Genomic DNA, 24,494 nt, shown 5'->3' with positions numbered 1-24,494 from the left:
TAGCGGCAATATATCTTTTCGGTAAACTATGTGGTTAAGCTATGGTTTGTTAACGCTGATTTTGGCAGCTGGTATGGTATACAGTATATCTGCCCGCAAACTGACAGTTATAGCTGCTTTCACAGGTGCAGTTGTTGCTATTTTAGTTTTTGCCGGAGCCGGTTTTACAGGCTTAGCCATGATGACCACTTTTTTCATTTTAGGCTCGGCAGCCACGTCGGTACAAAGTAAAACTAAAGAGGATATCAATGCCGCTGAAAAGGGTGGAAGAACCGCCGCACAGGTTTTAGCTAATGCCGGCACTGCTGCGTTGTGCGGAATTACAATCCTCGCATTACCGGCACATACACCTGTTTTACAATTGATGATGGCGGCCAGTTTTGCTTCTGCAACGGCAGATACGCTTTCGTCGGAATTGGGGATGGTTTACGGCAAACGTTTCTTTAACATTATAACCCTAAAACCGGATACACGCGGACTTGATGGGGTGATAAGTGTTGAGGGTACTTTAATTGGCGTAATTGGTTCTGTTGTTATTGCTGCTGTTTATGCGATAGGAATGGGGTGGACAGTGAAACTCATCTGGATAGTAATAGCTGGGACGCTTGGTAATCTCATAGATTCCGTTTTAGGGGCTATATTGGAAAGAAAAGGTTTAATCAATAACAATACCGTTAACTTTTTAAATACCCTCGTAGCCGCCTTGTTTATGTTGCTGTTTTACCTTGTTTTATAATTTAATCTATATATAAATGTTCCCTGTTATAGTCCTTATCATAATTGCGCTGGCTGTTTTCTTTTTTCTGAATAAAAAGAAAGTAGTGAATGAAGTACCCGTTGCTGGGATTAATTATAAGTTGCTTTTGGAACAACATATTCCTTATTATCAACACCTCGATAATACCCAAAAAGCGCTGTTTGAACAGAAAGTTACCGGTTTTTTATCGGATATAACTATTGAAGGGATTGGCACAACCGTAAGCGATGCTGATAAAGTAATGATTGCGGCAAGTGCCGTGATCCCGATATTTGGCTTTGGCGATTGGAAATACCGTAACCTCACCAATGTGATCCTGTATCCCGATACTTTTGATAATGAGTTTCAGTTTGAGGGTGAAAACCGGAGCATTTTAGGAATGGTGGGATCCGGGTATATGAACGGGCAGATGATCTTGTCGAGAGCCGCCTTAACCAAAGGTTTCAGTAAATCTGCTGGGAAAGAAAATACCGCTATCCACGAGTTTGTACACCTGCTTGATAAATCTGACGGTGCTACAGATGGTGTACCTGAAAATTTGCTTGCCCATGAGTATGTGATGCCTTGGCTTAAAATGATCCACCAGGAGATTCACAAAATTGAAGCCGGCCGCTCGGATATTAATCCTTATGCTATCACCAATGAGGCGGAATTTTTAGCGGTTGTTGCTGAATACTTTTTTCAAAAGCCCAACGAACTAAAGCATAAGCACCCTGAACTTTATGAAATGCTGAGTACGATGTTTTCGCAAGATTTGGCAAACGACGATGTTGCCTAATTAAAAGTTAAGGCCAAGCTGGCCTAATGGTTCATGCTGCACAACCGAGTTACTAATGTAGTACACAGGTGTTTCCTCATGCCTTGAAGCCACGATAATATTGATCCCATCGGCGCAGTTGGTAAACAGGTCTTCCACCAGTTTGGGGTCGTTATTGTTTTTGGAGAGGTGTGAAAGCAGCAGGTGGGTCATGTGCGGCGGGCGGTGTGTTGTAAATAAGCCCAGCGCCTGTTTATTTGATAAATGGCCTTTTCCACCACGGATACGCTGTTTTAGATAATAAGGATAGCCTCCTTTATCCAGCATATCGTCATCATAATTGGCTTCCAGGAAAGCTGCGTGGCATTGGCTGAAATAGCGGATCAACTGATCGCACACAATCCCAAGATCGGTAAATACACCAACTTTAACATCGTTGCAACTCACGATAAAACTATGAGGCTCGGACGCGTCATGTATTTTGGGAAAAGACGTTACTTCCAGACTTCCGATATTAACAATTTCAAATCCCTTGAGATGATGAATCAGGCGGTCATCAACCCCGTTGAGGTGCATTAATGTTCCGGGGGTAATATAAACTGGTAACTGGTATTTTTTTGCCAGTACCGGGATACCACGGATATGATCTGAATGTTCATGCGATACAAAAATGGCTTTTACCTTTTGCATGGATAGCCCAAGCCTAACCATGCGTTTTTCAGTTTCGCGGCATGAAATGCCTACATCAACCAATATCGCCTCCTGATCGTTCCCTACGTAATAGCAGTTGCCATTACTTCCCGAATTTAATGATGTAATGAATAAAGACATTAGAAGTGCAAAGTAAACTATTTTGATGCTATTATTTTAATCCTAATGATTTTAGCATTCAGAAAATAAGCAATTTTTTTTGACGCTATAAAAACCTGCTTATATTTAGCCATGGATTCACCGCAAACTTTACCCATACTTGATGCAGAAGAGCTACGTGTACTTGGTACTTTAATGGAAAAAGCCAAAACCACGCCTGATTATTATCCCATGACCCTTAACGGCCTGGTGGCTGCCTGTAATCAGAAAACGTCACGCAAGCCCGTTACTAACTATGATGACGATACCGTTATCAATGCCCTGAATTCATTGAAAAGACGTGGTTTGATTTCAACCGCAACCGGTGGCTCAATCCGCAACATAAAGTATAAACACAATTTTGCCATCGTTTTCCCGGTAATCCCTTCAGAAGTAGCGCTGATTTGCCTGCTGATCCTTCGCGGACCTCAAACACCTGGTGAACTGAATACCAACAGCGGCCGTATGTACGAGTTTGATTCGATAGAGGAGGTACAGGAGGTATTAGATAGATTGGCCGGGGGAGAAATGCCATATGTAGTGCAATTACCTAAGCGTCCTGGCCAAAAAGAAGTTAGATATGCTCATTTATTAGGCGGTACGCCTGAATTTAGCGATGATGACTTTGCTGATGAACCAACCGGTCGTGTATCCTCATCGGCCCTTGAAGCCCGTTTGGCTAAAGCAGAACAGGAGATTGCTGAGTTGAAAGATACTGTGGGCAGGTTGATGAGGGAATTGGGAGTGGAGTAACCTATTATGATCCAATCGAAAATGAATCTGCGCATTCTTGACGAAACTGAGGATTTGTTACTTGGTTATGAGTATGAAGAAGTTTATTTGGTAGATAAAAAGAAAAATGAAAGTTTATATATCGGCTATCTTCCTGGTGACCCTTCTTTTGGATTGATAAGCAAGACTGGAGACTGGTGCTTAGCAGGAGGAATCTGGTGCATTTTATGGAAAAAGGATACTGGGGCACTTGAAATAAATGGGCCCGAGCTGTGTTGGGTAGAGAAAGTTAGACAAGTGTCCCATACCAGGGTGGAGCTTTTGATTGATCCTTGGTCCGCGAGCGGAGCTATTTGGCAATTGGATATGGATACTATGAAAAAACAGAAGCTTAGAGACTATAGATTAGATGGTGAATATACTGAGGACTATCAATGGTAGTTTACATCATTGTATCTCTCCCCAAAACACTTCCATTACATTCCGCAACGCGTTTTCGGTTTCCAGATCTGTAATATTTCCGCTCGCGTCAATCTTACTCCTGATAAACTGAATAAGCAAAGTAGCTCCGTCAACTACTTTTGCAGAAAGCGCTCCGAGTGTCAGAAGCAACGCGGCATGTGCGTGACTGCCAACCGATGACGCCGTAACCAAAGCTACCGGCTTATCAACCAGCGAGCTGCTCGAAACCATCCAATCCAACATGTTTTTTAGCTGACCAGGAACGCCAAACGCATATTCAGGCGTGCAAATAATAATGCCTGACGCATTTCTCATCAAGTCCCGTAATTCAGCGACCGCTTCAGAAGGGTGTTCATGATCCAGTCCCGGATCAAACGGAGGGATATTTGCTAATCTGTCGTATATGGAATAATGTATATCAGCCGGAGCTAATCTGCCTAAAAAACTCAAAATATTATGGTTGGATGAGCCAGATCTTAAACTCCCGGAAATCGCGAGGATATTGCCTTTATAGTTCATGCAGTAGATGTTGTTGAACCAAACTTACGAAGTTTCCAAAACTTCGTAAGTTTTTGCAAAGTCATAAAGATAGTATGCTTGGCAAACTCCCCATTCAGGAAGTCCGGCTATACAAAAGAGAGGATAAATGCTGATCCTTTACCCTCGGTTGATTGTACCTGGATATTGCCCTTATGCAACAGCATAATCTGTTTACACAGGCTTAAACCAATACCACTACCGGTTTTACGGGTACTAAAGAAAGGAATAAAGATCTTATCGAGCAATTCGGGCGGCATGCCTAAACCGTTATCAATAACTTTCACAAAGGTTTTGCCGCCCTGAATTTCGGCAGTGAGGGTAATGCGTGGTTCTTCACGGTCTTTTACCGCTTCAATGGCGTTAACGAGCAGGTTGATCATTACCTGTTCAATCAGGTTGATATCTGCTTCGATAGAAAGTGTAGGATCGCGAAGAATGATCTCCAGTTCTATCTTCTTTTTCTCCAGCGTAGGCGTCATCAAACTGTTCAGGTTCTCGAAAATGTTACGCACCATGATCTTGTTGAGATCAAGCTTGGTGATCTTGTTGAGGCTGCGGTAGCTTTCGGTAAACTTAAGCAGTCCTTCGCTGCGGCGTTTGATGGTGTCGATACCAAGTTCGATATCTTCCAGGTCGCTGTGTGGCAGGCTTTCTGTAATATCGGGGCTTTGCAGGCGGTTCTTGAGCGTATCGGCCAAAGAAGAGATGGGGGCAACAGAGTTCATAATCTCGTGCGTCATTACGTTCAGCAGCTTTGACCACGCTTTTGATTCGGTTTCGTCTAAAGCTTCGTTTACGTTTTGAAAAGCTATGAGTTTATACAGTTTCTCGTCGCTGCGCATCAGGCTGGCATTTACCAGTATTTTAACCTGCTGCTGGTTGCGGGTAACGGTGATGATCTTGCTGTCGCCGGGTTTAAGTTTGATGAGCTCGGCATATAATGACGGCTCTCGTTTCTCGAGCGAGTGTACTGTTTTTAAATAAGGTACGCCAATAATGGTTTTAAAAGCCTCATTGATCCAGCCGGTTTCGCCGGTTTCTTCTTCGTATGATAAAATACCGGTATCAACGAGTTCAAGGATCTTTTGCAAATAATGGTATTGTGTTTCGCGTTCGCGGCTTATGAGTTTAAATGTGGTGTTGATATCGTTAAAACCTTTACGCAGGGGCTTAAGCTCATTAGGCGCTTTACGTACGTCAAAATGGCGGGAAAAATCGCGGTAATGGATAGATTCTACAAATTGATTTACCTCGTCCTGCGCTTTTTTCTGAAAACGGATCATGTCTACAACCGAGTAGGCAACCAATGGCAGCAGGATCACGAGATACAACAGCTGGCCAAGGTTTACAATAACAAAGGCCGTAACAGTAAGTACAAGCAGTAATAGAAATACACGCAGCAAAAGCCGCCATTCGTAACGGTTAAATATCATATTTGCTTAATCTTCGGTATAAGGCGGTGCGGGTAAGGCCAAGCTCTTTAGCGGCACGGGTAATGTTGCCGTTATGCTTCTCAATCACACGCAATATAGCGTTCTTTTCCAGCGCACTCAGCGGAATGTTGTCAGCGTCAACCACGCTTTCTGTAGATGTTTCCAATATCGAAAAGATCAGATCATCAGGCCTCAAGGTACTATCATCAGCCATAATCACGGCACGTTCAATGGTATATTGCAACTCACGCACATTGCCAGGGAAATTGTATGACTTAAGCTTGTTAATAGCCGCCGCATCAAAATCCATTGACGGTTTGAGGTATTTGCTGGCGTACAATTTTGCAAAATGGCGTGCCAGGATCACAATATCTTCATTTCGGCGGCGCAACGCTGGCATATTGATCTCTACGGTATTGATTCGATATATCAAATCCTTACGGAATTTGTTTTCGTTGGCAAGTTCGCTCAGCGGTACGTTGGTAGCACAGATCAGCCTGATATCCACATCAACAGGCTTGTTGGTCCCGAGGCGGGTTACCTGACGGTTTTGCAAAATGGTAAGCAGCTTAGCTTGCTGTTGCAGGCTGATGTTACCAATCTCATCCAAAAACAGAGTACCACCCTGAGCTTCCTCAAAACGGCCCATACGGTCTTCACGGGCATCGGTAAAAGCTCCCTTTTTATGGCCGAATAATTCGCTTTCAAACAGGGTATCTGTCAAAGCGCCCACATCTACCTTAACAAAAGGTTTATCGGCGCGAAGCGAACGTTCATGGATAGCTTTCGCCATCAGGTCTTTACCCGTACCATTCTCTCCAAGGATCAGGATATTGGCATCGGTGGGGGCTATCTTATTAACCTTATAAAAAATATCCTGCATCACATCCGATTCGCCAAGAATCGAGGTGTCACCCGCTGTACTTTTAACCGGGGTTTTGGTTGTTTTCGCGCCGCCTTCTTTTTTATCAAGCAGGTCTTTAATGGTATTTATCAGCTTTTCGTTATGCCATGGTTTTACCACAAAGTCATTAGCGCCTTCTTTAAGCGAACGTACAGCCAGATCAATATCGCCATAAGCTGTTATCATAATCACGCAAACATCAGGCTTCCATTCTTTTACCTTACGCAGCCAGTATAACCCCTCGTTACCGGTGTTAATGGCGCTGTTAAAGTTCATATCAAGCAAAATCAGGTCAACCTCGTTACGTTGCAGCAGCCAGTTAAGGTTTTCCGGATTCTTTTCGGTGATGATTTCCCGGGCTTCGGGTTTAAGCAAAAGTTTAACCGCGGTAAGTACGTCCGGATCGTCGTCAACAATTAAAACGGTAGCTTTTTTAAGTATCATTTATTTTTGGTTAATAGTTCGTAGATGTTTGTTTATGGTGCCTCAAAATAATAACATATAGTTATTAAGGTGTCAATTTAATAAAAGTTATAAATTTAAATTAAATTGTATCTCATTATCGAAACTACCTGAATAAACTTTTAGCATTGTTACTATGAACCATGAACTATACGCTAACAAACCATCTCATATGAACGATAAATCAAAGACTCGCTAATGGTATCATCTGTTACAATTTTTATGCTAAATACCCGCATTTTATACAGTATCTCATATAAATGCTTCACAATGAAGTGCTAATCTGTATTTGTATATAACGGGCTATTATTATATGAAAAAACACTGTATCAATACCGTACACCTGATGTAACAGAAGCGTACGCTTAAATACTGTGTTTTGTGTTTAAATGGTTGAAAAACAGTATTTTAATTTGTGGCATATCTTTTTGTTATAACATTTCAAAATATTATAAAAATACAGTGGACAGAAAAATTGAGAAAAAGACCTGGAATAGCAAGAAGATACTTACCATTGCAGGTATTACAGGCATTATTTTACTAATTGGCGGCAGTATTTATCTTACATCTGGTAAAAGTAAGCTTGATGTTGATACTGAACGCTTAACTATAAGTACTATTACTAAAGGCCCTTTCCAGGAGTTTATACCGGTTAATGGTGTAGTTATGCCGCTGACCACCATATTTCTTGACGCGTCAGAAGGTGGTGTTGTGGAAGAAAAATATGTTGAAGACGGAGCCAACCTTAAAAAAGGCGACCGGATATTAAGAATGTCTAACACCGATCTTGAGCTTACCTTAGCTAACCAGGAAACTGCGGTTTACGCCGAGCAAACTCAGATGCAGATCTCGCACAATAACGCCCAGCAAAATACCATCAGCAAGCTAAATACAATGGCCGATGTAGAGAATGCTTTTAAAGAAGCCGAAAGGATCTATAAACTTGACAAACACCTTTATGATCAAAAGGCTATCGGTCAGCAGGAATATCAGTCAGCAAAAAATACTTATGATTACCAGTTGAACCGTTATAAACTGGCTAAACAGATCCTTTCGCAGGATACAGCGTTGGTTAAGCAACAGGCTTCACAATCGCAGGAGCAATATGCCCACATGAAAACCACGCTTGAACTGATGCGCAAAAAAGTGGCCGGTTTAGTATTGGTGGCACCTACCGATGGTCAATTAACTTCAATGGATGCCGAAGTAGGGCAGAGCAAAAACAAAGGTGAGCACCTTGGTCAGATAGACGTACAATCGGGCTTTAAAGTTAGGGTTGATATTGACGAACATTACCTGTCTCGCATCTATGCCGGGCTGAAAGGCGATTTCCAGTTTGCCGAACAAACCTATAACCTGGTTATTAAAAAGGTATATACCCAGGTAAAAGCTACAGGTAGTTTCCAGGTTGATATGCAGTTTGTAGGTAAAGTACCAACTGGCATCCGTAAAGGACAAACCCTACAGGTTAGGTTGGCGCTGAGCGATCAGATGCAGGCTGTGCTTGTACCTAAAGGCGGTTTCTTCCAGCAAACCGGTGGTAACTGGATCTTTAAGGTAAGTGAAGATGGTACAAAAGCCTACAAGGTGAATATCCAGCTTGGACGCCAGAGCCCTGATTATTTCGTGGTAACAGAAGGCTTAAATCCGGGCGATAAGGTTATTACTTCAAGCTATGAAACGTATGGTGATATTCAGGAGCTTGTGCTGAAAAAATAACTTAACCCGGCTGCAACGCCGGGCTCTGTTCAAGCGTCATTATAATATAAACCGAACTAATTAATAAATTAAGATAAACAAAAAATAAGATCAGGCCGCCATACAGGTGGCATGAATAACGGAGGCACCAATGATAAAAATTTCCAATCTTGAGAAATTCTACCGTACCGAAGAGGTAGAGACCATCGCGTTAAACAAGTTATCGATGGAAGTAGCAACAGGCGAGTTTGTGGCCATCATGGGCCCGTCAGGCTGTGGTAAGTCAACTTTGCTTAACATCCTGGGTATGCTTGATGATCCGGATGCCGGCAGCTACGTTTTTAACGAAATTGAGGTAGCTCATTTTAACGAGCGTAAACGTGCCGATCTGCGCAAGCATAACATCGGCTTCGTGTTCCAGAGCTTCAACCTTATTGACGAGCTTACAGTATTTGAAAACGTTGAACTTCCCTTGATTTACACTGGTGTAGCTGCTTCTGAGCGTGTTAAAAGGGTAGAAGAGGTGTTAGACAAAATGCAGATCATGCACCGTCGTAACCACTATCCGCAACAGTTATCAGGTGGTCAGCAACAGCGTGTGGCTATAGCCCGTGCGGTTGTTAACAAACCAAAACTGATCCTTGCGGATGAGCCCACCGGTAACCTGGACAGCAGTAACGGTAACGATGTGATGGAGCTGCTTACCGATTTGAACGAACAGGGAACCACCATTATCATGGTTACCCACTCTGAGCATGATGCCCGTTACAGTCACCGTATTATACGCCTGCTTGACGGACAAACCGTTATGGAAAATATCATGGTGTAGTTTATTTGAGTTTATGGTTTATAGTTTATGGTAGGAAAAGAACTTCCGACTTAAAACTTTCGACTCCGGACTTAGACCACCGCCCCCGAAATCAGTTTATAATAAGTTAATAATTGCCTCTGCTGCCCTTCTCCGCATTTGCGGAGAAGGGCATTTGGAGTGTTTTTGCTATTAAACCGATACTCCTATGTTTAAAAACTACCTGAAAACCGCATGGCGAAACTTAATTAACACTAAGTTTTACAGTGCCTTAAACATTGTTGGCCTCACCATTGGCCTGGCCGTTGGCATGCTTATTTTAATTTGGGTACAGGACGAGTTGAGTTATGATCGTTTCCACTCCAGAGGCGATAGTATATTTAAGGTAAACGCCTCTATCGGTACAGGTGCAAGTAAACAGGTTTGGGGAGGTGTGCCGGGGCCGGTAGCAGCCTTCGCATTAAAAGAAGTGCCGGGCGTGGTAAGCGCAGTGAGGGTTGTAACTTCCTATGATTATTCGGTTTTCAGGTATAAAGACAAGCTGCTGAAAGAAGATTTCGGCAAGGCTTCATATGTTGATGATGCCTTTTTTACTATGTTCGATTTTAAATTATTGAAAGGGAATGTTAAAACACCTTTCCCTAACGATCAGTCAATAGTTATTACCGAAAGTACCGCTAAACGTTATTTTGGTAATGAAGATCCAATAGGCAAAATACTCACCGGCGATAGTAAGGATCCATATACAGTTTCGGGCGTATTGGCAGATTTTCCGGCCAACTCAAGTATTGGTGGCGATATCTTATTCTCCATGAATGTAAAAAAGAAACAATACACCGGTAAGGATTTCTGGAAATCAATGGATCAGGATTGGGGCAACTACTATACTACTACCTTTTTGCAGGTGAGGCCAGATGCTTCTGTCAAGGCAGTTGGTGATAAACTTACCGAGATCCACATGAAAAACCAGCCAGGTATAAAACCTACCGATGGTGTTTTTCAATTACAAGCTTTAAAAGATATTCACTTGTATAACCCCGATGGTACATCTGCAGGGATACAAATAGTTAAAATATTTTCGATTGTTGCAGTGCTGATATTGCTCATTGCCTGCATCAATTACATCAATCTTTCAACTGCCCGCTCCATGCTTCGTTCAAAAGAAGTGAGCGTGCGCAAGATCATCGGCGCCGAAAGGAGCCAGCTGTTTATGCAGTTCATTATCGAAACCGTGTTGTGTTTCTCAATAGCCCTGGTGCTGGCTTTCTCGCTTATTTATGCTGTAATGCCTGTATATAATAGCATTTCGGGCAAACAAATGCACTTCGACCTGTTTAATGCCAACGTATGGCAGGTTATTGTTTTGACTATTATAGCAACGCTTGTTGCATCAAGTATATATCCGGCATTATTGCTTTCATCTTTTAAACCTATAAACGCGCTTAAGGGAAAGGTAGCCGGTGCAGGGAACGCCACTTTCAGGAAGATCCTGGTGGTATGCCAGTTCGCGTTTTCTGTCGGGTTGATCATCGGTACATTGATCATCAATAAACAGCTTCAATACATTCACTCCATACAATTGGGTTACGATAAAGAGCATGTGTTTTCACTGCCTATGCGGGCCATGCAAGATCATTACGAAGCTATTAAGGCCGAATTGTTAAGCCATACCGAAATAAAAGGCATAAGCACAGGTAATACCAGTGTGATAATTGGGAACGGAAGTACCAGCGATACTGATTGGGATGGTAAGGCATCTGACGTAAGCCTGCTAATCAGTCCTTTTGATATGGATAAGGATTTCATCGGTATGTTCAAGCTAAAGTTTGCGGCAGGCACAGGCTTTACCGGTGTAAAGGCAGATTCGGCGCACTATATCCTTAACGAAACTGCTGTAAAACTTGCAGGGATTAAAGATCCCATTGGCAAACGCTTTAAACTTCATAACGTTGACGGAACAATTATTGGGGTTGTAAAAGATTTCCATTTCGCTTCGTTAAAACAAACCATCGAACCTGCAATATTCTCCTACAGGCCGAGCTCATGGCAAATGTTCGTAAAAACTACCGGTAAAGACGCGCCTACGGCTATCAAACTGGTCGAGAAATACTGGAAGCAGTATAATGCCAATTTCCCGTACGAGTATAGCTTTTTGGATGACGCTTACAACGAAATGTACAGATCCGAGCAGCACACCAGTACATTGTTCAACGTGTTCGCCGGGATAGCCATATTTATTTCATGCCTAGGCCTTTTTGGTTTGGCTACTTATACCGCGCAAATTAAAGTTAAAGAAATCGGCATCCGCAAGGTGTTGGGCGCCAGTGTTGGTAATATCACTACCATGTTATCACGGGATTTCCTGTTGTTGGTTCTTCTGGCTATCGTAATTGCTTCGCCTATAGCGTGGTATGCCATGAATAAGTGGCTGATGGATTATGCTTACCGTGCCGAAATTAATTGGTGGCTTATTGCTGTAGCCGGTGGGGGAGCTATTATTATAGCTTTTGCAACCATCAGTTTCCAGGCTGTAAAAGCGGCGTTGGCTAACCCCGTTAAGAGTTTAAGATCAGAATAAATGTTGATAGAGATGTAGCAACAGTAGGAGGAAATTTATACCAATTAATCAGTAACACAGGATGCTTAAAATTTATTTAAAAACGGCTTATCGAAATTTACTCAAAAACAAAGCCTACGCTTTTGTAAACATTTTGGGTCTTGCTGTTGGCATCGCCGCCTGTGTACTAATTGGTTTGTTTGTTAGTAACGAAAGAAGCTTTGATAACTTTGTACCGAATGCGGATAAGATTTATCGTCTTACTGAATATATGCATTACGATGGCACTGCACCATCCACAGCTGCAATTGTTGGGCCGCCTGTTGCGCCGTTTCTGAAGGCTAATAATAATGAAATAGATAGCTACACACGCGTTTTTCCCGCAGTTCCACTTGTTTATCCATCGGTGACTATGGAGTACCAGGGTAAAAAAATAAAAGCCGATAAGCTGGCTTGTACCGATACCACCTTTGCCAGCATGTTTAACCCGGTTATGATTGAGGGTGAAAGAAATAAGTTTACCCGCGATCAAAATACAATTGTGCTTACCGCAAGTCTTGCGCATAAGCTTTTTGGCAATAGCCCTGCATTGAATAAAACTATTCAATTACATACTGCTGATACATCAGTAACTAATTTTACAGTAAGCAATGTAATTGCCGATATGCCTAAAAACTCCCATTTGCAGATTGAGGCAATGGTGCCCTTCCCTAAAGAGTTTTTAAGTAGCTTTTTGGGTACAAATTATAATGTTTTAATGGGGGCAACGTATTTGAAAATATCCAATAACAAAAATATAGGCTTACTTGAAAACAGGCTGACAAAAACTATTCATTCCAAAAGCAAATTTATTGATTTCACTTTACAACCTTTAAACCGTATCCATACCGGCTCTGTCAATATTAGCTATGATCAGCTCAACTATAAAAAGATTGATGGTAAATACCTGAATATATTTATTGTAATAGCCATTGCCGTTTTTTTAATTGCTTGTGTAAACTTTGTTAATCTTACTACAGCCATTGCGGGATACCGTGGCAAAGAAGTGGCCATCAAAAAAATTGTAGGCGCAAGGCGTTTTCATGTAGTTTTCCAGGTACTTATCGAAACCTTCTTTTCGGTATCATTATCACTGATATCAGCACTGTTGCTTATCACTATCTTCTTGCCATTGTTAAATAAACTACTTGACAGAGAGCTTACTTCAGAAAGTATTTATCAGGGCACTATGTTTGTTGTTTTTGCAGGTATACTGATAGGAACTACATTACTGGCCGGTATCTATCCGGCCTGGTTTATCTCAAGAGCTAACACCGGTGAAGCTTTAAAAACAAAGGTGTTATTGGGTGGTTCAAAATCATCATTGCGCAATATCCTGGTTACCGGTCAGTTTGCAATAGCCGTTATATTCATGATCAGTTTAATGGTGATACTTAAGCAGCTAAAATATATGCAGCAACGCGATCTTGGCTATTCTTATAATCAGGTTATAAAATTGCCAATGGATTTGCAGCTGGCAAAAAAAATGCAGGTACTTAAAGCAGAGATTGCTAAAGTAAAAGGAGTTAAAGATATCACCAATGGCTTTATGGAGTTGGGCGGCAATGGTTCAATATTTGGCATCGACTTTATTGCACCAAACGGCGAGGCGAAAAAGATCACCGTAAACATGGAGAATGCTGGTATAAATTATATCAGTTTTTTTGACATGAAGATCGTGGCCGGTCAAGCCTTTAGTAAGGGTCAGCAAAATGAATATATTATCAACGAAACCCTGGCAAAGCAAATAGGTTACCCCAATCCTGTTGGTAAGCCTATCAACATAACTTCGTTACCTCCCGGCAGGATTATTGGCGTTGTAAAGGATTTCAATTACAGTAGTTTACATAAAACCATCGAGCCTCTTATTATTGGTAGCATGGATTATATACCTTATTGGCAAACTAATTTATACGTTAAAGTTTCGGGTACCAATGTTAGCCAAACATTAAAGGATATACAGCAAGTGTTTATTGCTATAAGTGGCGATAATACTTTTGAATATCAGTTTATTGATGATCATTTTAACGAAGTATATCATTCCGAAAGACAGGCCGGAAGCATGATTGCCATCATTGGCGGCTTGGCTATGCTTATTTCGTGCCTTGGTTTGTTAAGTCTTGCTGCCTTTGTAGTATTGAGGCGTAAAAAGGAGATTGGGATTCGTAAAGTGCTTGGTGCTTCAGTTGCCAATATCACCACTTTGTTATCGAAAGAGTTTTTAATACTGGTTTTCATTGCCTTTGTAATTGCATCACCTATAGCTTATTATTTTATGAATAAGTGGCTGCAAGGGTTCGCCTACAGGATAAACATACAGTGGTGGGTTATTGCCGGAGCTGGTGCAATGGCAATAGTGATTGCTTTTATAACAGTCAGCTTTCAGTCGATTAAAGCGGCTTTGGATAATCCGGTTAAGAGTCTACGTTCCGAATAATATAGTCATTGAGTCATTTGTTTTGCGTCATTATGTCATTTTTAATGATTGCGAATACTGGATTAAAACACAGGGTAAAATTACTTAATGACCAAATGATTTAAAATGAATCGTCATGTTAAAAAGTTATGTAGTTATTGCTTTCAGGAATATCCGTCGTAACCTGAGTTACGCTTTCCTGAATATTTTCGGGCTTACGTTGGGTGTAGCCGCCTGCCTTGTGATTTTCCTGATTGTGAGGAATGAGCTTGGGTATGATAGTTACAACAGCAAGGCCGACCGAACTTACAGGGTAACCCTTCACGCGCTTGACTTTAATTCTAATGTATCACTGGCGATAATACCGGCCATGAGGATAGATTTTCCGGAACTGGAACAGGCTACGCAGTTCTTTTACCAGGGTGATGCCATGATTAAGATTGGCGAAAATCGGTATAATGAGCATAATGTAGCTTTTGGGGATAATCAAATTGATAAGGTGTTTGATTACCAATGGCTTTCCGGCGATCCTAATACAGCCCTTAAAGAGCCAAATAGTGTTGTGCTCACCGAGAGTATCGCTAAAAAATATTTTGGCAGTAGCAACGCTGTCGGCAAACTGATCAACTTTGAAAATCGGCTGGATGCAAAGGTAACAGGCATCATTAAAGATCTGCCGTCAAATACCAGTGTACCATTCTCGTTCTTGATTTCATTAAGCAGTATCGAAAATAACTTAAAAGGGATGATGAGCAACTTTTGGGCTATTCCCGGAGGTAGCTATGCTTATATTGTTTTGCCAAAAAACTATTCCATCCAACAATTGAATAGCAAAATGCCAGCCTTTATCAAAAAGAATTGGGGAGCTGATATAGCAAAAGCGGCTGTTTTACCTTTTCAGCCTTTGAAGGATATTCACTTTGATCAGCGTTATATCAACAACATCATTACACCGACTTCGAAAGATACATACTACGCATTAATAGGCGTGGCGTTGCTCATCATTATTACAGCATGTATCAATTTTATCAACCTTGCTACAGCCCAAGCTATCAAACGTGCTAAAGAGGTAGGTATGCGTAAAGTGCTGGGGGCAAGTCGCCCGCAGCTTATTAAGCAGTTTTTGGGCGAAACTACTGTGTTGGTTTTGTTTTCCGTATTGCTGGGCGTTGGGTTATGCGCTTTGTTCCTGTCAAAAGCGGCCGCATGGATGTCTATCAATGTTGATGCTTCACAATTGACGCAACCTACCGTGATAGGTTGGATAGCTGCCATTACCTTAGCTGTGATCCTGCTTGCGGGTTTATATCCATCTTTTGTGCAGTCGGCATTTCAGCCGGTTGATAGTTTTAAGAATAAGAACGCGGGTGGCAGCGGGAGACTTACTTTGCGCAAGGGCCTTGTGATAGGTCAGTTTGCTATATCGCAGATCATGATCATAGGCACATTGATTGTAGCCCGGCAGATGGACTTTTTTAAAAATCAGGATCTTGGTTTTGATAAGGAAGCCGTAGTATCTGTAGGACTACCCGATATGAAAAAGCGGGATGTGTTAAATCAGCAACTGGTTGGTTACCCCGGTATAAAAGAGGTTAGTTTTTCATCAGGTGCGCCGGCCTTCAACAGCAACTTTACCAGCTTTTCATCTGTAGAGCTGGGATTCCCTAAAGATGATGTTACCGAGTATAAAGCCATAGATGAAAAGTTTACAGATATGTTCGGCCTGCAAATGTTGGCCGGGCAAAAGATCTGGAAAAAGAACGAAAAGGATACGGTTCATAAAGTTGTTATCAACGAAACGATGATGCAAAAATTGGGTATCCAAAATCCTCAACTGGCTATAAATAAACACATAACGATTAATGGCGATCAAAAAGCAATCATCGTCGGCGTTGTGAAGGATTTTCAAAGCGAGTCGAAACATAAAAAACGCCGCTCATGCGTGTTGGAATATAACCCCGACAGATTTTACATGGCGAGTATAAAAATGCAGCCGGCCAACATGAGTGAAACTATCAGTTACATTGGCAAAAAATGGTCGGCACTGTATCCCGATAATATTTTCCAGTTTCAGTTTGTTGATGAACACATAGCTAATTTTTATAAGCAGGAGCAAAAAGTATATGTGGCATTTCAACTTTTCTCATACATCGCAATTTTTATAGGTTGTTTGGGTCTATATGGTTTGATAGCCTTCGCTGCGTCACAACGTACCAAGGAGGTTGGTATACGTAAAGTATTAGGGGCACCAGTTTCAAGTATTGTGGCCCTGTTTACCAAAGAGTTTATTTACCTGATAGCAATAGCGTTCGCCGTAGCGGCACCGCTTGGTTATTATGTAATGCATAGCTGGTTGCAAAATTTTGCATATCATATCAATATAGGGCCCGGGATATTTATGGTGGCGATAGTGTCGTCATTTATTATAGCAGCCGTTACCATATCATACCAGGCCATAAAAGCCGCCATGATAAACCCGATAAAGAGTTTGAGGGACGAGTGATTCAGTTTGCAGTAGCAGTGGGCAGTTTGTAGTTGAGCCATGCAAACCAATGAACTAATGAACAATTGAAATAATGAACGCCATACCATGATAAGAAACTATTTCAAAATTGCGTACAGAAGCCTTTGGCGGCATAAAGGGTATTCGATGATCAATATCATCGGGCTGGCAATAGGTTTAACGGCCTGTTTTCTTATCTATATAAATATAAAATTTGAGCTGAGCTACGATACGTTTAACGAAAAAATTGATCAGATCTATCGTGTCGCTGTTGATGTAAAGCGTCCCAATATTCCTGTAATTACCACTTCATCAGCGTTTGAACAGATAGGCCCGTCATTGCAGCAAGACTATCCTCAGGTTAAAGAAAGTGCCCGCATATCGGGTGCGAGGTTTTTAGTACAAAATGGCGCTGTAAAGTTTCAGGAAGAAAATGCCGTGTATACGGATCCTTCACTGTTTTCGGTGTTTACATTCCCTGTTATAAAAGGTGATATAAAAAAGGGATTTGAAGCGCCCTTTACGGTTGTGATAACACAATCCATGGAAAAAAAATATTTTGGCGATAGTGATCCGATTGGGAAAACATTAACGCTTGATAGCAAATATCCGGTAACGGTAACAGCGGTAATAAAGGATATACCAACCAACTCTCATTTTAAATTTGATATCGCCGTTTCTTATGCCACGTCTTTAAAGTTATTTCCTTCCGGGCCGGCAAACTGGGCGAGGATCCGGGGGTATACTTATATTGTACTACCCAAAGGATACGATTTTAAAAGTTTGGAAACGCAATTGCCGGCTTTTGCAAATAGGCATTACACCGAGGCCGATAGGAAAGAAGGGACAAATTATGACTACCACCTTATACCCTTAAAAGATGTATACATGGATACGGTAAGAGGAGGCCCAGAGTGGGGCGACCTGCATAATATCCGTATTTTTTCGGCTATAGCTCTATTCATCCTGCTGATAGCCTGTATAAACTTTATTAATTTAACCACAGCACGGGCTACCGAGCGTGCAAAAGAAGTTGGTATCCGTAAGGTTATCGGCGCTGCGAGAAAACAATTGATCGGCCAGTTTTTGAGCGAGTCGGTGATCATATGCCTTATCGCTTTTTTATTGGCCATTTTGTTGAGTAATTCGTTGCTGCCGCTTTACAACCAGGTATCTGGCAAGGTTACCAATACAACCATTTTTACCCATGCTTATGTGTTTCATCTTTTTATATTATCCTGCTTTATAGGGTTTATTGCCGGTCTATATCCGGCTTTTGTGCTATCAGGATATAAACCGGTTACTACATTAAAAGGCAGGTTCAGCAAATCGGGCAAAGGAGCTTTGTTGCGCCGTTCGCTTGTGGTTGTACAGTTTTCAATATCTATTGTGTTAATAGTAGGCACCATTGTGGTTTACACACAATTAAATTACATGCGTAGCCAGCCGCTTGGTTTTCAGAAAGATCAAATGCTCACTATCGACTTTTTTTCTGATACGGCGGTGCAACGCCGGCTTCCGGTGATAAAACAGGAGTTGAAAAAAATACCGAATGTTATCTCGGCGGCAGCGTCAAGAAGTTTACCGGGGTTTGGTAATGGTAACAGTGAAACTGAAATGGAGAATAAAGCAGGCAGCATGCAACAAATGCTTATTGATGCATATTACGTTGATAGTGACTTTATACCTCAGTTTGAAATGAAACTGGCCGCAGGCAGAATATTTTCAAAAGCTTTTGGTACCGATACCTCCAGGGCCTTCCTGATTAACGAAGCGGCTGCAAAAAGTCTTGGGTTTACAACACCGGCCGACGCTGTTGGTCGTAAAATAAAACAATGGGGAAAGAATGGTAAAATTATAGGGGTTTTGAAGGATTTTCATTTTCAATCGTTGCAGGAACCAGTAAATCCCTTAAGTATCAGTAATGACCCGGATTTTAACAAGGTGCTTACACTCAAAATAGGATCAAAAAATATTCCTGCGACAATAGATGCTATTCAAAAGCGGTGGAAATCCCTTGTGCCGGAACGTCCTTTCAATTATAGGTTTGTTGACGAAGCTTTCAATGCGCAATATGCCGCGCAGGTAAATTTTGGTAACCTGGTTATGTATTTTGCTGTGCTGGCAATACTTATTTCATGTATGGGGCTGTTTGGTTTAGCATCATATAGCACTATACAGCGTACACGCGAGATCGGTATCCGCAAGGTATTTGGAGCTTCTGTAACCGGGATTGTAAATATGCTGTCTGCGGAGTTTTTGAAACTGGTCATGCTTTCATCCTTAATTGCATTTCCATTGGCATGGTTCGCTATGAACAAATGGCTTCAGAATTTTGCCTATCGTATAGAGATAACCTGGTGGATTTTTGCGTTAGCCGGTACAGCAGCGCTGGTTATAGCATTTGCCACAGTAAGCTTTCAGGCAATTAAAGCGGCTTTAGCTAATCCCGTAGAGAGCTTGAGGAGTGAATAATAAAGAGCCATTGTATAATTTGTTTCGTGTCATTGGGGCGTTTTGAATGGCCGATTATGCAAGCGATAAACAATGACTTAATGACGAAATGACTAATGAAATAAGATATGTTTAAGAACTATTTAAAAATCGCATGGCGAAGCTTAATTAAAAACAAGCTGTATTCGGCCATAAACATTGGTGGTTTAGGTGTTGGTATGGCGGTGAGCTTTATGCTGCTGCTTTATGTTTACAACGAATTTACGTATGATGGGTTCCATGAAAATAAGGACAGGTTATATTCTGTTTTGCGTAACCAGCCCTCTAACGGCGAAATATATACTAACGGTTCGACCCCGGTACCGGCCGCAGCCGCGCTGCAAAAAGATTACCCCGAGATAGAATCCGTTGCGCGTTCAACCTGGGGAGGCGACCAATTGTTTAATTATAATAACAAGCCGCTTAAAATAAACACGTTAGTGGCCGATGAGTCATTCTTGAGTATGTTCACGGTGCAATTTGTAAAAGGTAATAAAAACGATGTTTTCAAAGATCCATCGTCGATTATCTTGTCCGAATCGGCAGCCAAATCAATTTTCGGCGATGCAGACCCGATGGGACAAACCGTTAAGGTTAACGCTAAAACACCTTTAAAAGTAACCGGGATCTTTAAAGATCTGCCTAAAAACTCACGTTTCCGGTTTAAAGCCTTTGAATCGTGGAAAAAGTATGAAGCCGATAATCAATGGGTAAGGCAGTCGGGCTGGGGCAATTACTCGTTCCAGACATATGTACTGCTGAAACCGGGTGTCGATTTAGATAAGCTCAACAAAAAGATCAATAAGGTGGTTGAACGGTACGATCCTAATAACAAGGAGAACCAATTGTTTTTGTATCCTTTTGCAAAAGGTCATTTGTACGGGCAGTTTAAAAACGGCGTAAATACAGGTGGAGCAATCGAGTATGTACGCTTGTTCCTGTTTTTAGCGATAGGTATATTATTGATTGCCTGTATCAATTTCATGAACCTCTCAACCGCCCGTTCGGAGCGCCGCTCGCGCGAAGTTGGGATCCGAAAGGTAGTAGGTGCGCGCAGGATAGCTATTATTCAACAGTTTTTAGGCGAATCGGTACTTACTGCATTTCTATCGTTCATCGTAGCTGTTTTAATTATGATGGCTACCATCGGTTATTTTAACGAAGTAATTAATAAGCAACTGATCATTCCATTTACCAATGCCTGGGCCTGGGTGGCTGCCATCTTGGTAACCCTGTTAACCGGTGCGCTGGCCGGCAGTTACCCCGCTTTGTTTTTATCCTCGTTTAAACCCGTTAAGGTTTTAAAAGGGACGAATAAAACCGGGAAAAAAACACTGCATTCAAGGCAGGTGCTGGTTGTTGTACAGTTTGTATTTGCTACCTGTCTGATCCTTTCAAGCATTTTGATTTATAAACAAATAACCTATATTAAAAACCGGCCGGTAGGGTATTCCCAGAACGGATTGATTGAAATTGACCTTGAAGAAGGTATGGTTAAATCGTTTGATAGTTTCAGAAATGATATAATCGCTTCCGGTGCCGCTGTTGATGCCACAAAGGTATCAGGTTCCATAGCCAGTGCCAATAGCAGTAGCTGGGGTATTAACTGGCCCGGGCAATTGCCTGGAGAAGACAAAATTCCAATTGATCAGATCGTTACGTCGTTCCATTTCATCTCAACCTACAAACTTGAGTTAGTCAAGGGGCGCGATTATATTCCCGGTCGCATGGCCGATTCTTTATCGCTCATCATGAATGAATCGGCTGTTAAGCTAATGCGTTTAAAAGAACCACTCGGACAGATTGTAAAATGGCAGGGACGTAATTGCACGGTAGTAGGGATAGTGAAGGACTTTGTTTGGGGATCACCGTATGAACCGGTGAAACCGGCTATTATAGGTTTTGATAAGAACTGGGCAAATCAGATCGGTATCCGTTTAAACCCAAATGCTCCAGTATCAAAAAGCCTGGAAGCTATAGGTAAGATCTACAAAAAATATAATCCCGAATTCCCTTTTGAATACAGGTTTGTTGATCAAAGTTTTGCCGATAAGTTTGATGATGAAAAGTTATTAGGTACGCTGTCGAGTTCATTCACGGTGTTGGCTATCATTATATCCTGTTTAGGTTTATTTGGCTTAGCCTCGTTCTCGGCAGAGCAGCGCAAAAAAGAGATCAGCATTCGCAAGGTACTTGGTGCCAGCATCAGCAGCTTGTGGTTTAACCTGTCGAAAGAGTTTTTAATACTCGTGGTTATATCTTTTGTTATTGGTTCGGCCCTAAGCTGGTACAACATGAGCAAATGGCTGGAGCACTACACCTATCGTACAGATATGAGCGCCTGGGTATTTATCGCTACTATTGGGATCAGTATGGTTGTTTGCTTGCTCACCGTAAGCTGGCAAGCTATCAAAGCAGCACTGAGTAATCCTGTTAAAAGTTTGAAGAATGAATAAGATTGTTAAGTGGTTCATTAGCTCATTGGGTGATTAATAAACGCAGGCCGATTTGGATGGGCTTTAAATTTATCCCGATACCAATGAACTAATGAACAAGTGAACCAATGAACCATGATAAGAAACTATCTGAAAACCGCCTGGCGCAACATTGTAAGCAATAAGTTTTACACCGCCATTAATGTGATAGGCTTAACTTTTGGCCTTGTAATAGGTTTATTTATGCTGCTTTGGGTGCAGGATGAATTGAGTTTTGACAGGTTTAATAAGCAAAGTGAAAACCTGTACCGCATAGGTATAGTTGGCGGCACTGATGTAAGTAAGCAGATATTTACTGAAATTATAGCGCCGGTTACAACGTTTGCCAAAAATGAGATCCCCGAAGTTAAAGATGGTGCACGTATCATGGATATAGGCAGCGCATCATTCAGGTACAAGGATAAGATTTTTGAAGAACCTGGTGTGGCCTTTACCGACCCATCATATTTCAATGTTTTTAGTTTTCCGTTGTTGCAAGGCGATGCTAAGCATCCTTTTTCAGACAACAATTCAATAGTAATAACTGAAAAGATTGCCAGGAAATATTTTGGAGATAGAAGCCCAATTGGTAAAACCATTACGCTTGGCCGTAATGATGTTTTGAATGTTACCGGTGTAGTTTCCGATTATCCAACAAATTCAAGTGTAGGTTATAATATACTTTTGCCCTTGAGCCGTTTTAATAATGAGGCCTACGTTAAAAATAGAACCAGTTATAACGGTACCAGTCGTATCAGCACAATGGATGCCGACTGGGTTAATTTTAGCTTTGAAACTTATTTATTGCTCAAGCCCGGCACCAATCTGCATAAATTAGAAAAACAGCTGCGGGCAATCCATGAGCGTAACAAACCAGATGACGCGCCGGTTCCTTACCTTGCACAGCCTTTCCTGAAAATGCATTTGTATAAGGCTGACGGCAGTGATGGAGGCATGTCAACTGTGCGTACCTTCGCTATTGTTGCAATCCTGATCTTAGTTATAGCGTGTATAAATTATGTAAACCTTTCAACGGCCCGCTCTATGTTGCGCGCCAAAGAGGTTAGTATGCGTAAGATCATTGGCGCAGGTAAAATGCAGCTTTTTTTTCAGTTTATAGTCGAAACTACATTGTTGTTTGTTATTGCTACGGCCTTTGCTATAACTTTAATGTATGCGCTGATGCCCGCTTATAACCAATTTTCGGGTAAAGAGCTGGAGCTTTCTTTAAATAGCTATCAGATTTGGCTTTATATCATATTAACGCTTGTTGGTACGCTTGTAGCTTCAAGTGTTTACCCGGCATTACTGTTATCATCGTTTGAGCCATTGAAAGCCCTTAAGGGCAAGGTTACTACCGGGATTGGTAACGCCGCCTTTCGCCGGGTGCTGGTTGTTTTGCAGTTCACAGTTTCGATAGTGCTTATTATTGGTACACTGGTTATAGGAAAACAACTCAGCTATATCCGCAACAGAGATCTTGGCTACAATAAAGAAAATGTGTTGATGTTTGGTATGCAGGGTATTAAACTACATTATGACGCCGCCAAAGCCGAATTACTAAAGCAGCCCGGAGTGCTGGCTGTTACCCGAAGTAGTAGCAATATTGTTGATTTTGATGGGTGGACGGGCGACAATGACTGGGAGGGCAAACCTGCAAAAGCCAATCTTATTTTTCATCCCATTTTTGTTGATCAGGACTACATCAGTTTTTTTAAGCTTAAAATAAAGGAAGGGGCGGCATTTACGGGTGCGGTTGCAGATAGCACTCACTTTATAATTAATGAAACTGCAGCGTCGGCAATGGGATTGAAAGATCCAATTGGTAAAAGTATCAGGATCCAGAGAACGCGGGGAACTATCATAGGTGTTGTAAAAGACTTCAACTATGCTTCCATGCGCAAAAAGATTGAGCCTGCCGTATTATGTTACCGACCCGATCAGTGTTTCCGCATGTTCATCAAAACGACCGGCGGCGACGCGCAAAAAGCTATTGCGGCAGTGCAAAATACCTGGAAACAGTATAATAATGATTTCCCGCTGGAGTATACGTTTCTTGACGAAAACTTTAGCCGTTTATATCGCAGTGAAGAACATACCGGTTCATTGTTCAATGTATTTTCGGCCCTGGCAATTGTGATCTCATGTCTTGGTTTGTTCGGGTTGGCAACCTATTCGGCGCAGGTTAAAACCCGCGAGATCGGTATCCGCAAGGTACTTGGCTCAAGTGTTGGCGGCATTATTCGTTTACTGGCCAGTGAATTTGTTTTGCTTATTATCATTTCTATCCTGATAGCGGTACCGATAGCCTGGTATTCGATGAGTAGATGGCTGCAGGATTTCGCTTACAAAATAGATATGACTGTTTGGATATTCCTGCTGGCGGGCGGTGGTGCAACGCTTATTGCCCTGGCTACCATCAGCATTCAATCCATAAAAGCCGCGCTGGCGAATCCGGTGGAGAGCTTACGCTCTGAATAATGAGGAAAGATAAAAAGCTAAAGGTAAAAGGTGATTTCAAAATAATTGGATTTCGACTTTGTGGCCTTTAGCCTTTTACCTTTAGCCTTTCACCTCGAAAATATCGTTCACATCCGTACTGCAAGTGTT

16 protein-coding genes are annotated in these 24,494 nt (G+C 41.8%); 12 read left to right on the top strand and 4 right to left on the bottom strand.

The genetic code is table 11. The features are described 5' to 3' along the window. The first annotated feature begins 28 nt into the window (after nt 1–28). Together EAH55_RS13260 and EAH55_RS13255 are read left to right on the top strand one after the other, a co-directional pair. Entirely contained in the window at nt 29–736 is a 708-nt protein-coding gene (locus tag EAH55_RS13260) for a DUF92 domain-containing protein (RefSeq protein ID WP_121810084.1), read from the top strand. Between the two features lie 16 nt (nt 737–752). After that, nucleotides 753–1,535 (top strand): M90 family metallopeptidase, encoded by a 783-nt coding sequence (locus tag EAH55_RS13255; RefSeq protein WP_121810083.1) that lies wholly within the window; start codon nt 753–755, stop codon nt 1,533–1,535. On the opposite strand, the gene EAH55_RS13250 is transcribed toward EAH55_RS13255, so the two are convergent. Beyond that, nucleotides 1,536–2,345: an MBL fold metallo-hydrolase gene (locus EAH55_RS13250; protein WP_121810082.1), complete on the bottom strand. Its 810-nt coding sequence runs from the start codon at nt 2,343–2,345 to the stop codon at nt 1,536–1,538. Between the two features lie 111 nt (nt 2,346–2,456). Between EAH55_RS13250 and EAH55_RS13245 the strand changes: the two genes are divergently transcribed. Then, the gene (locus EAH55_RS13245; RefSeq protein WP_121810081.1) at nt 2,457–3,116 is read left to right on the top strand and encodes a YceH family protein; all 660 of its coding nucleotides are present in this window, start codon (nt 2,457–2,459) and stop codon (nt 3,114–3,116) included. 6 nt (nt 3,117–3,122) lie between these two features. Then, nucleotides 3,123–3,536, top strand: a complete 414-nt coding sequence (locus tag EAH55_RS13240; protein WP_121810080.1) for a hypothetical protein — start codon at nt 3,123–3,125, stop codon at nt 3,534–3,536. A gap of 6 nt (nt 3,537–3,542) precedes the next feature. Here EAH55_RS13240 and EAH55_RS13235 read toward each other — a convergent pair whose 3' ends face one another. From EAH55_RS13235 to EAH55_RS13225, 3 genes are all read right to left on the bottom strand, one after another. Further along, nucleotides 3,543–4,076 (bottom strand): NADPH-dependent FMN reductase, encoded by a 534-nt coding sequence (locus tag EAH55_RS13235; RefSeq protein ID WP_121810079.1) that lies wholly within the window; start codon nt 4,074–4,076, stop codon nt 3,543–3,545. 107 nt (nt 4,077–4,183) lie between these two features. Further along, on the bottom strand, nt 4,184–5,530 hold the full coding sequence (locus EAH55_RS13230) for a sensor histidine kinase (protein WP_112570629.1): 1,347 nt from the start codon (nt 5,528–5,530) through the stop codon (nt 4,184–4,186). Then, the gene (locus EAH55_RS13225) at nt 5,520–6,878 is read right to left on the bottom strand and encodes a sigma-54-dependent transcriptional regulator (RefSeq protein ID WP_121810078.1); all 1,359 of its coding nucleotides are present in this window, start codon (nt 6,876–6,878) and stop codon (nt 5,520–5,522) included. Before EAH55_RS13225 ends, EAH55_RS13230 begins: the two co-directional genes overlap by 11 nt. Nucleotides 6,879–7,358: 480 nt before the next feature. Between EAH55_RS13225 and EAH55_RS13220 the strand changes: the two genes are divergently transcribed. The 8 genes from EAH55_RS13220 to EAH55_RS13185 all read left to right on the top strand — a co-directional run bounded on the left by EAH55_RS13220 (nt 7,359) and on the right by EAH55_RS13185 (nt 24,365). Further along, nucleotides 7,359–8,615: an efflux RND transporter periplasmic adaptor subunit gene (locus EAH55_RS13220; RefSeq protein ID WP_112570679.1), complete on the top strand. Its 1,257-nt coding sequence runs from the start codon at nt 7,359–7,361 to the stop codon at nt 8,613–8,615. Nucleotides 8,616–8,745: 130 nt separating this feature from the next. Further along, on the top strand, nt 8,746–9,423 hold the full coding sequence (locus EAH55_RS13215; RefSeq protein WP_090525339.1) for an ABC transporter ATP-binding protein: 678 nt from the start codon (nt 8,746–8,748) through the stop codon (nt 9,421–9,423). A 187-nt stretch (nt 9,424–9,610) separates the two neighbouring features. Next, complete coding sequence (locus tag EAH55_RS13210; RefSeq protein ID WP_121810077.1) at nt 9,611–11,980, top strand: ABC transporter permease; 2,370 nt, start codon at nt 9,611–9,613, stop codon at nt 11,978–11,980. Between the two features lie 61 nt (nt 11,981–12,041). Continuing rightward, nucleotides 12,042–14,435 (top strand): ABC transporter permease, encoded by a 2,394-nt coding sequence (locus EAH55_RS13205; RefSeq protein WP_121810076.1) that lies wholly within the window; start codon nt 12,042–12,044, stop codon nt 14,433–14,435. 115 nt (nt 14,436–14,550) lie between these two features. Continuing rightward, the gene (locus EAH55_RS13200) at nt 14,551–16,917 is read left to right on the top strand and encodes an ABC transporter permease (RefSeq protein WP_121810075.1); all 2,367 of its coding nucleotides are present in this window, start codon (nt 14,551–14,553) and stop codon (nt 16,915–16,917) included. Nucleotides 16,918–17,004: 87 nt separating this feature from the next. Further along, nucleotides 17,005–19,392, top strand: a complete 2,388-nt coding sequence (locus EAH55_RS13195) for an ABC transporter permease (protein WP_121810074.1) — start codon at nt 17,005–17,007, stop codon at nt 19,390–19,392. 107 nt (nt 19,393–19,499) lie between these two features. After that, nucleotides 19,500–21,866 carry an ABC transporter permease gene (locus tag EAH55_RS13190; protein ID WP_121810073.1) on the top strand — a complete coding sequence of 789 codons (2,367 nt, stop codon included), beginning with the start codon at nt 19,500–19,502 and terminating at the stop codon, nt 21,864–21,866. Nucleotides 21,867–21,980: 114 nt separating this feature from the next. Continuing rightward, entirely contained in the window at nt 21,981–24,365 is a 2,385-nt protein-coding gene (locus EAH55_RS13185) for an ABC transporter permease (RefSeq protein ID WP_121810072.1), read from the top strand. Nucleotides 24,366–24,494 lie beyond the last annotated feature (129 nt).

It is taken from the genome of Mucilaginibacter kameinonensis, assembly GCF_003675385.1.
GTDB classification, from domain to species: domain Bacteria; phylum Bacteroidota; class Bacteroidia; order Sphingobacteriales; family Sphingobacteriaceae; genus Mucilaginibacter; species Mucilaginibacter kameinonensis.
Note: the sequence above shows the minus strand (reverse complement) of the source record. Positions and strands in the feature narration are given on the sequence as shown.

What these genes read in the sequence shown, in the direction of transcription:
- EAH55_RS13195 (WP_121810074.1), top strand. Translation starts at nt 17,005, where the DNA reads ATGATAAGAAACTATTTCAAAATTGCGTACAGAAGCCTTTGGCGGCAT.
- EAH55_RS13245 (WP_121810081.1), top strand. Translation starts at nt 2,457, where the DNA reads ATGGATTCACCGCAAACTTTACCCATACTTGATGCAGAAGAGCTACGT.
- EAH55_RS13200 (WP_121810075.1), top strand. Translation starts at nt 14,551, where the DNA reads ATGTTAAAAAGTTATGTAGTTATTGCTTTCAGGAATATCCGTCGTAAC.
- EAH55_RS13250 (WP_121810082.1), bottom strand. Translation starts at nt 2,345, where the DNA reads ATGTCTTTATTCATTACATCATTAAATTCGGGAAGTAATGGCAACTGC.
- EAH55_RS13240 (WP_121810080.1), top strand. Translation starts at nt 3,123, where the DNA reads ATGATCCAATCGAAAATGAATCTGCGCATTCTTGACGAAACTGAGGAT.
- EAH55_RS13190 (WP_121810073.1), top strand. Translation starts at nt 19,500, where the DNA reads ATGTTTAAGAACTATTTAAAAATCGCATGGCGAAGCTTAATTAAAAAC.
- EAH55_RS13185 (WP_121810072.1), top strand. Translation starts at nt 21,981, where the DNA reads ATGATAAGAAACTATCTGAAAACCGCCTGGCGCAACATTGTAAGCAAT.
- EAH55_RS13225 (WP_121810078.1), bottom strand. Translation starts at nt 6,878, where the DNA reads ATGATACTTAAAAAAGCTACCGTTTTAATTGTTGACGACGATCCGGAC.
- EAH55_RS13210 (WP_121810077.1), top strand. Translation starts at nt 9,611, where the DNA reads ATGTTTAAAAACTACCTGAAAACCGCATGGCGAAACTTAATTAACACT.
- EAH55_RS13205 (WP_121810076.1), top strand. Translation starts at nt 12,042, where the DNA reads ATGCTTAAAATTTATTTAAAAACGGCTTATCGAAATTTACTCAAAAAC.
- EAH55_RS13260 (WP_121810084.1), top strand. Translation starts at nt 29, where the DNA reads ATGTGGTTAAGCTATGGTTTGTTAACGCTGATTTTGGCAGCTGGTATG.
- EAH55_RS13230 (WP_112570629.1), bottom strand. Translation starts at nt 5,530, where the DNA reads ATGATATTTAACCGTTACGAATGGCGGCTTTTGCTGCGTGTATTTCTA.
- EAH55_RS13255 (WP_121810083.1), top strand. Translation starts at nt 753, where the DNA reads ATGTTCCCTGTTATAGTCCTTATCATAATTGCGCTGGCTGTTTTCTTT.
- EAH55_RS13235 (WP_121810079.1), bottom strand. Translation starts at nt 4,076, where the DNA reads ATGAACTATAAAGGCAATATCCTCGCGATTTCCGGGAGTTTAAGATCT.
- EAH55_RS13215 (WP_090525339.1), top strand. Translation starts at nt 8,746, where the DNA reads ATGATAAAAATTTCCAATCTTGAGAAATTCTACCGTACCGAAGAGGTA.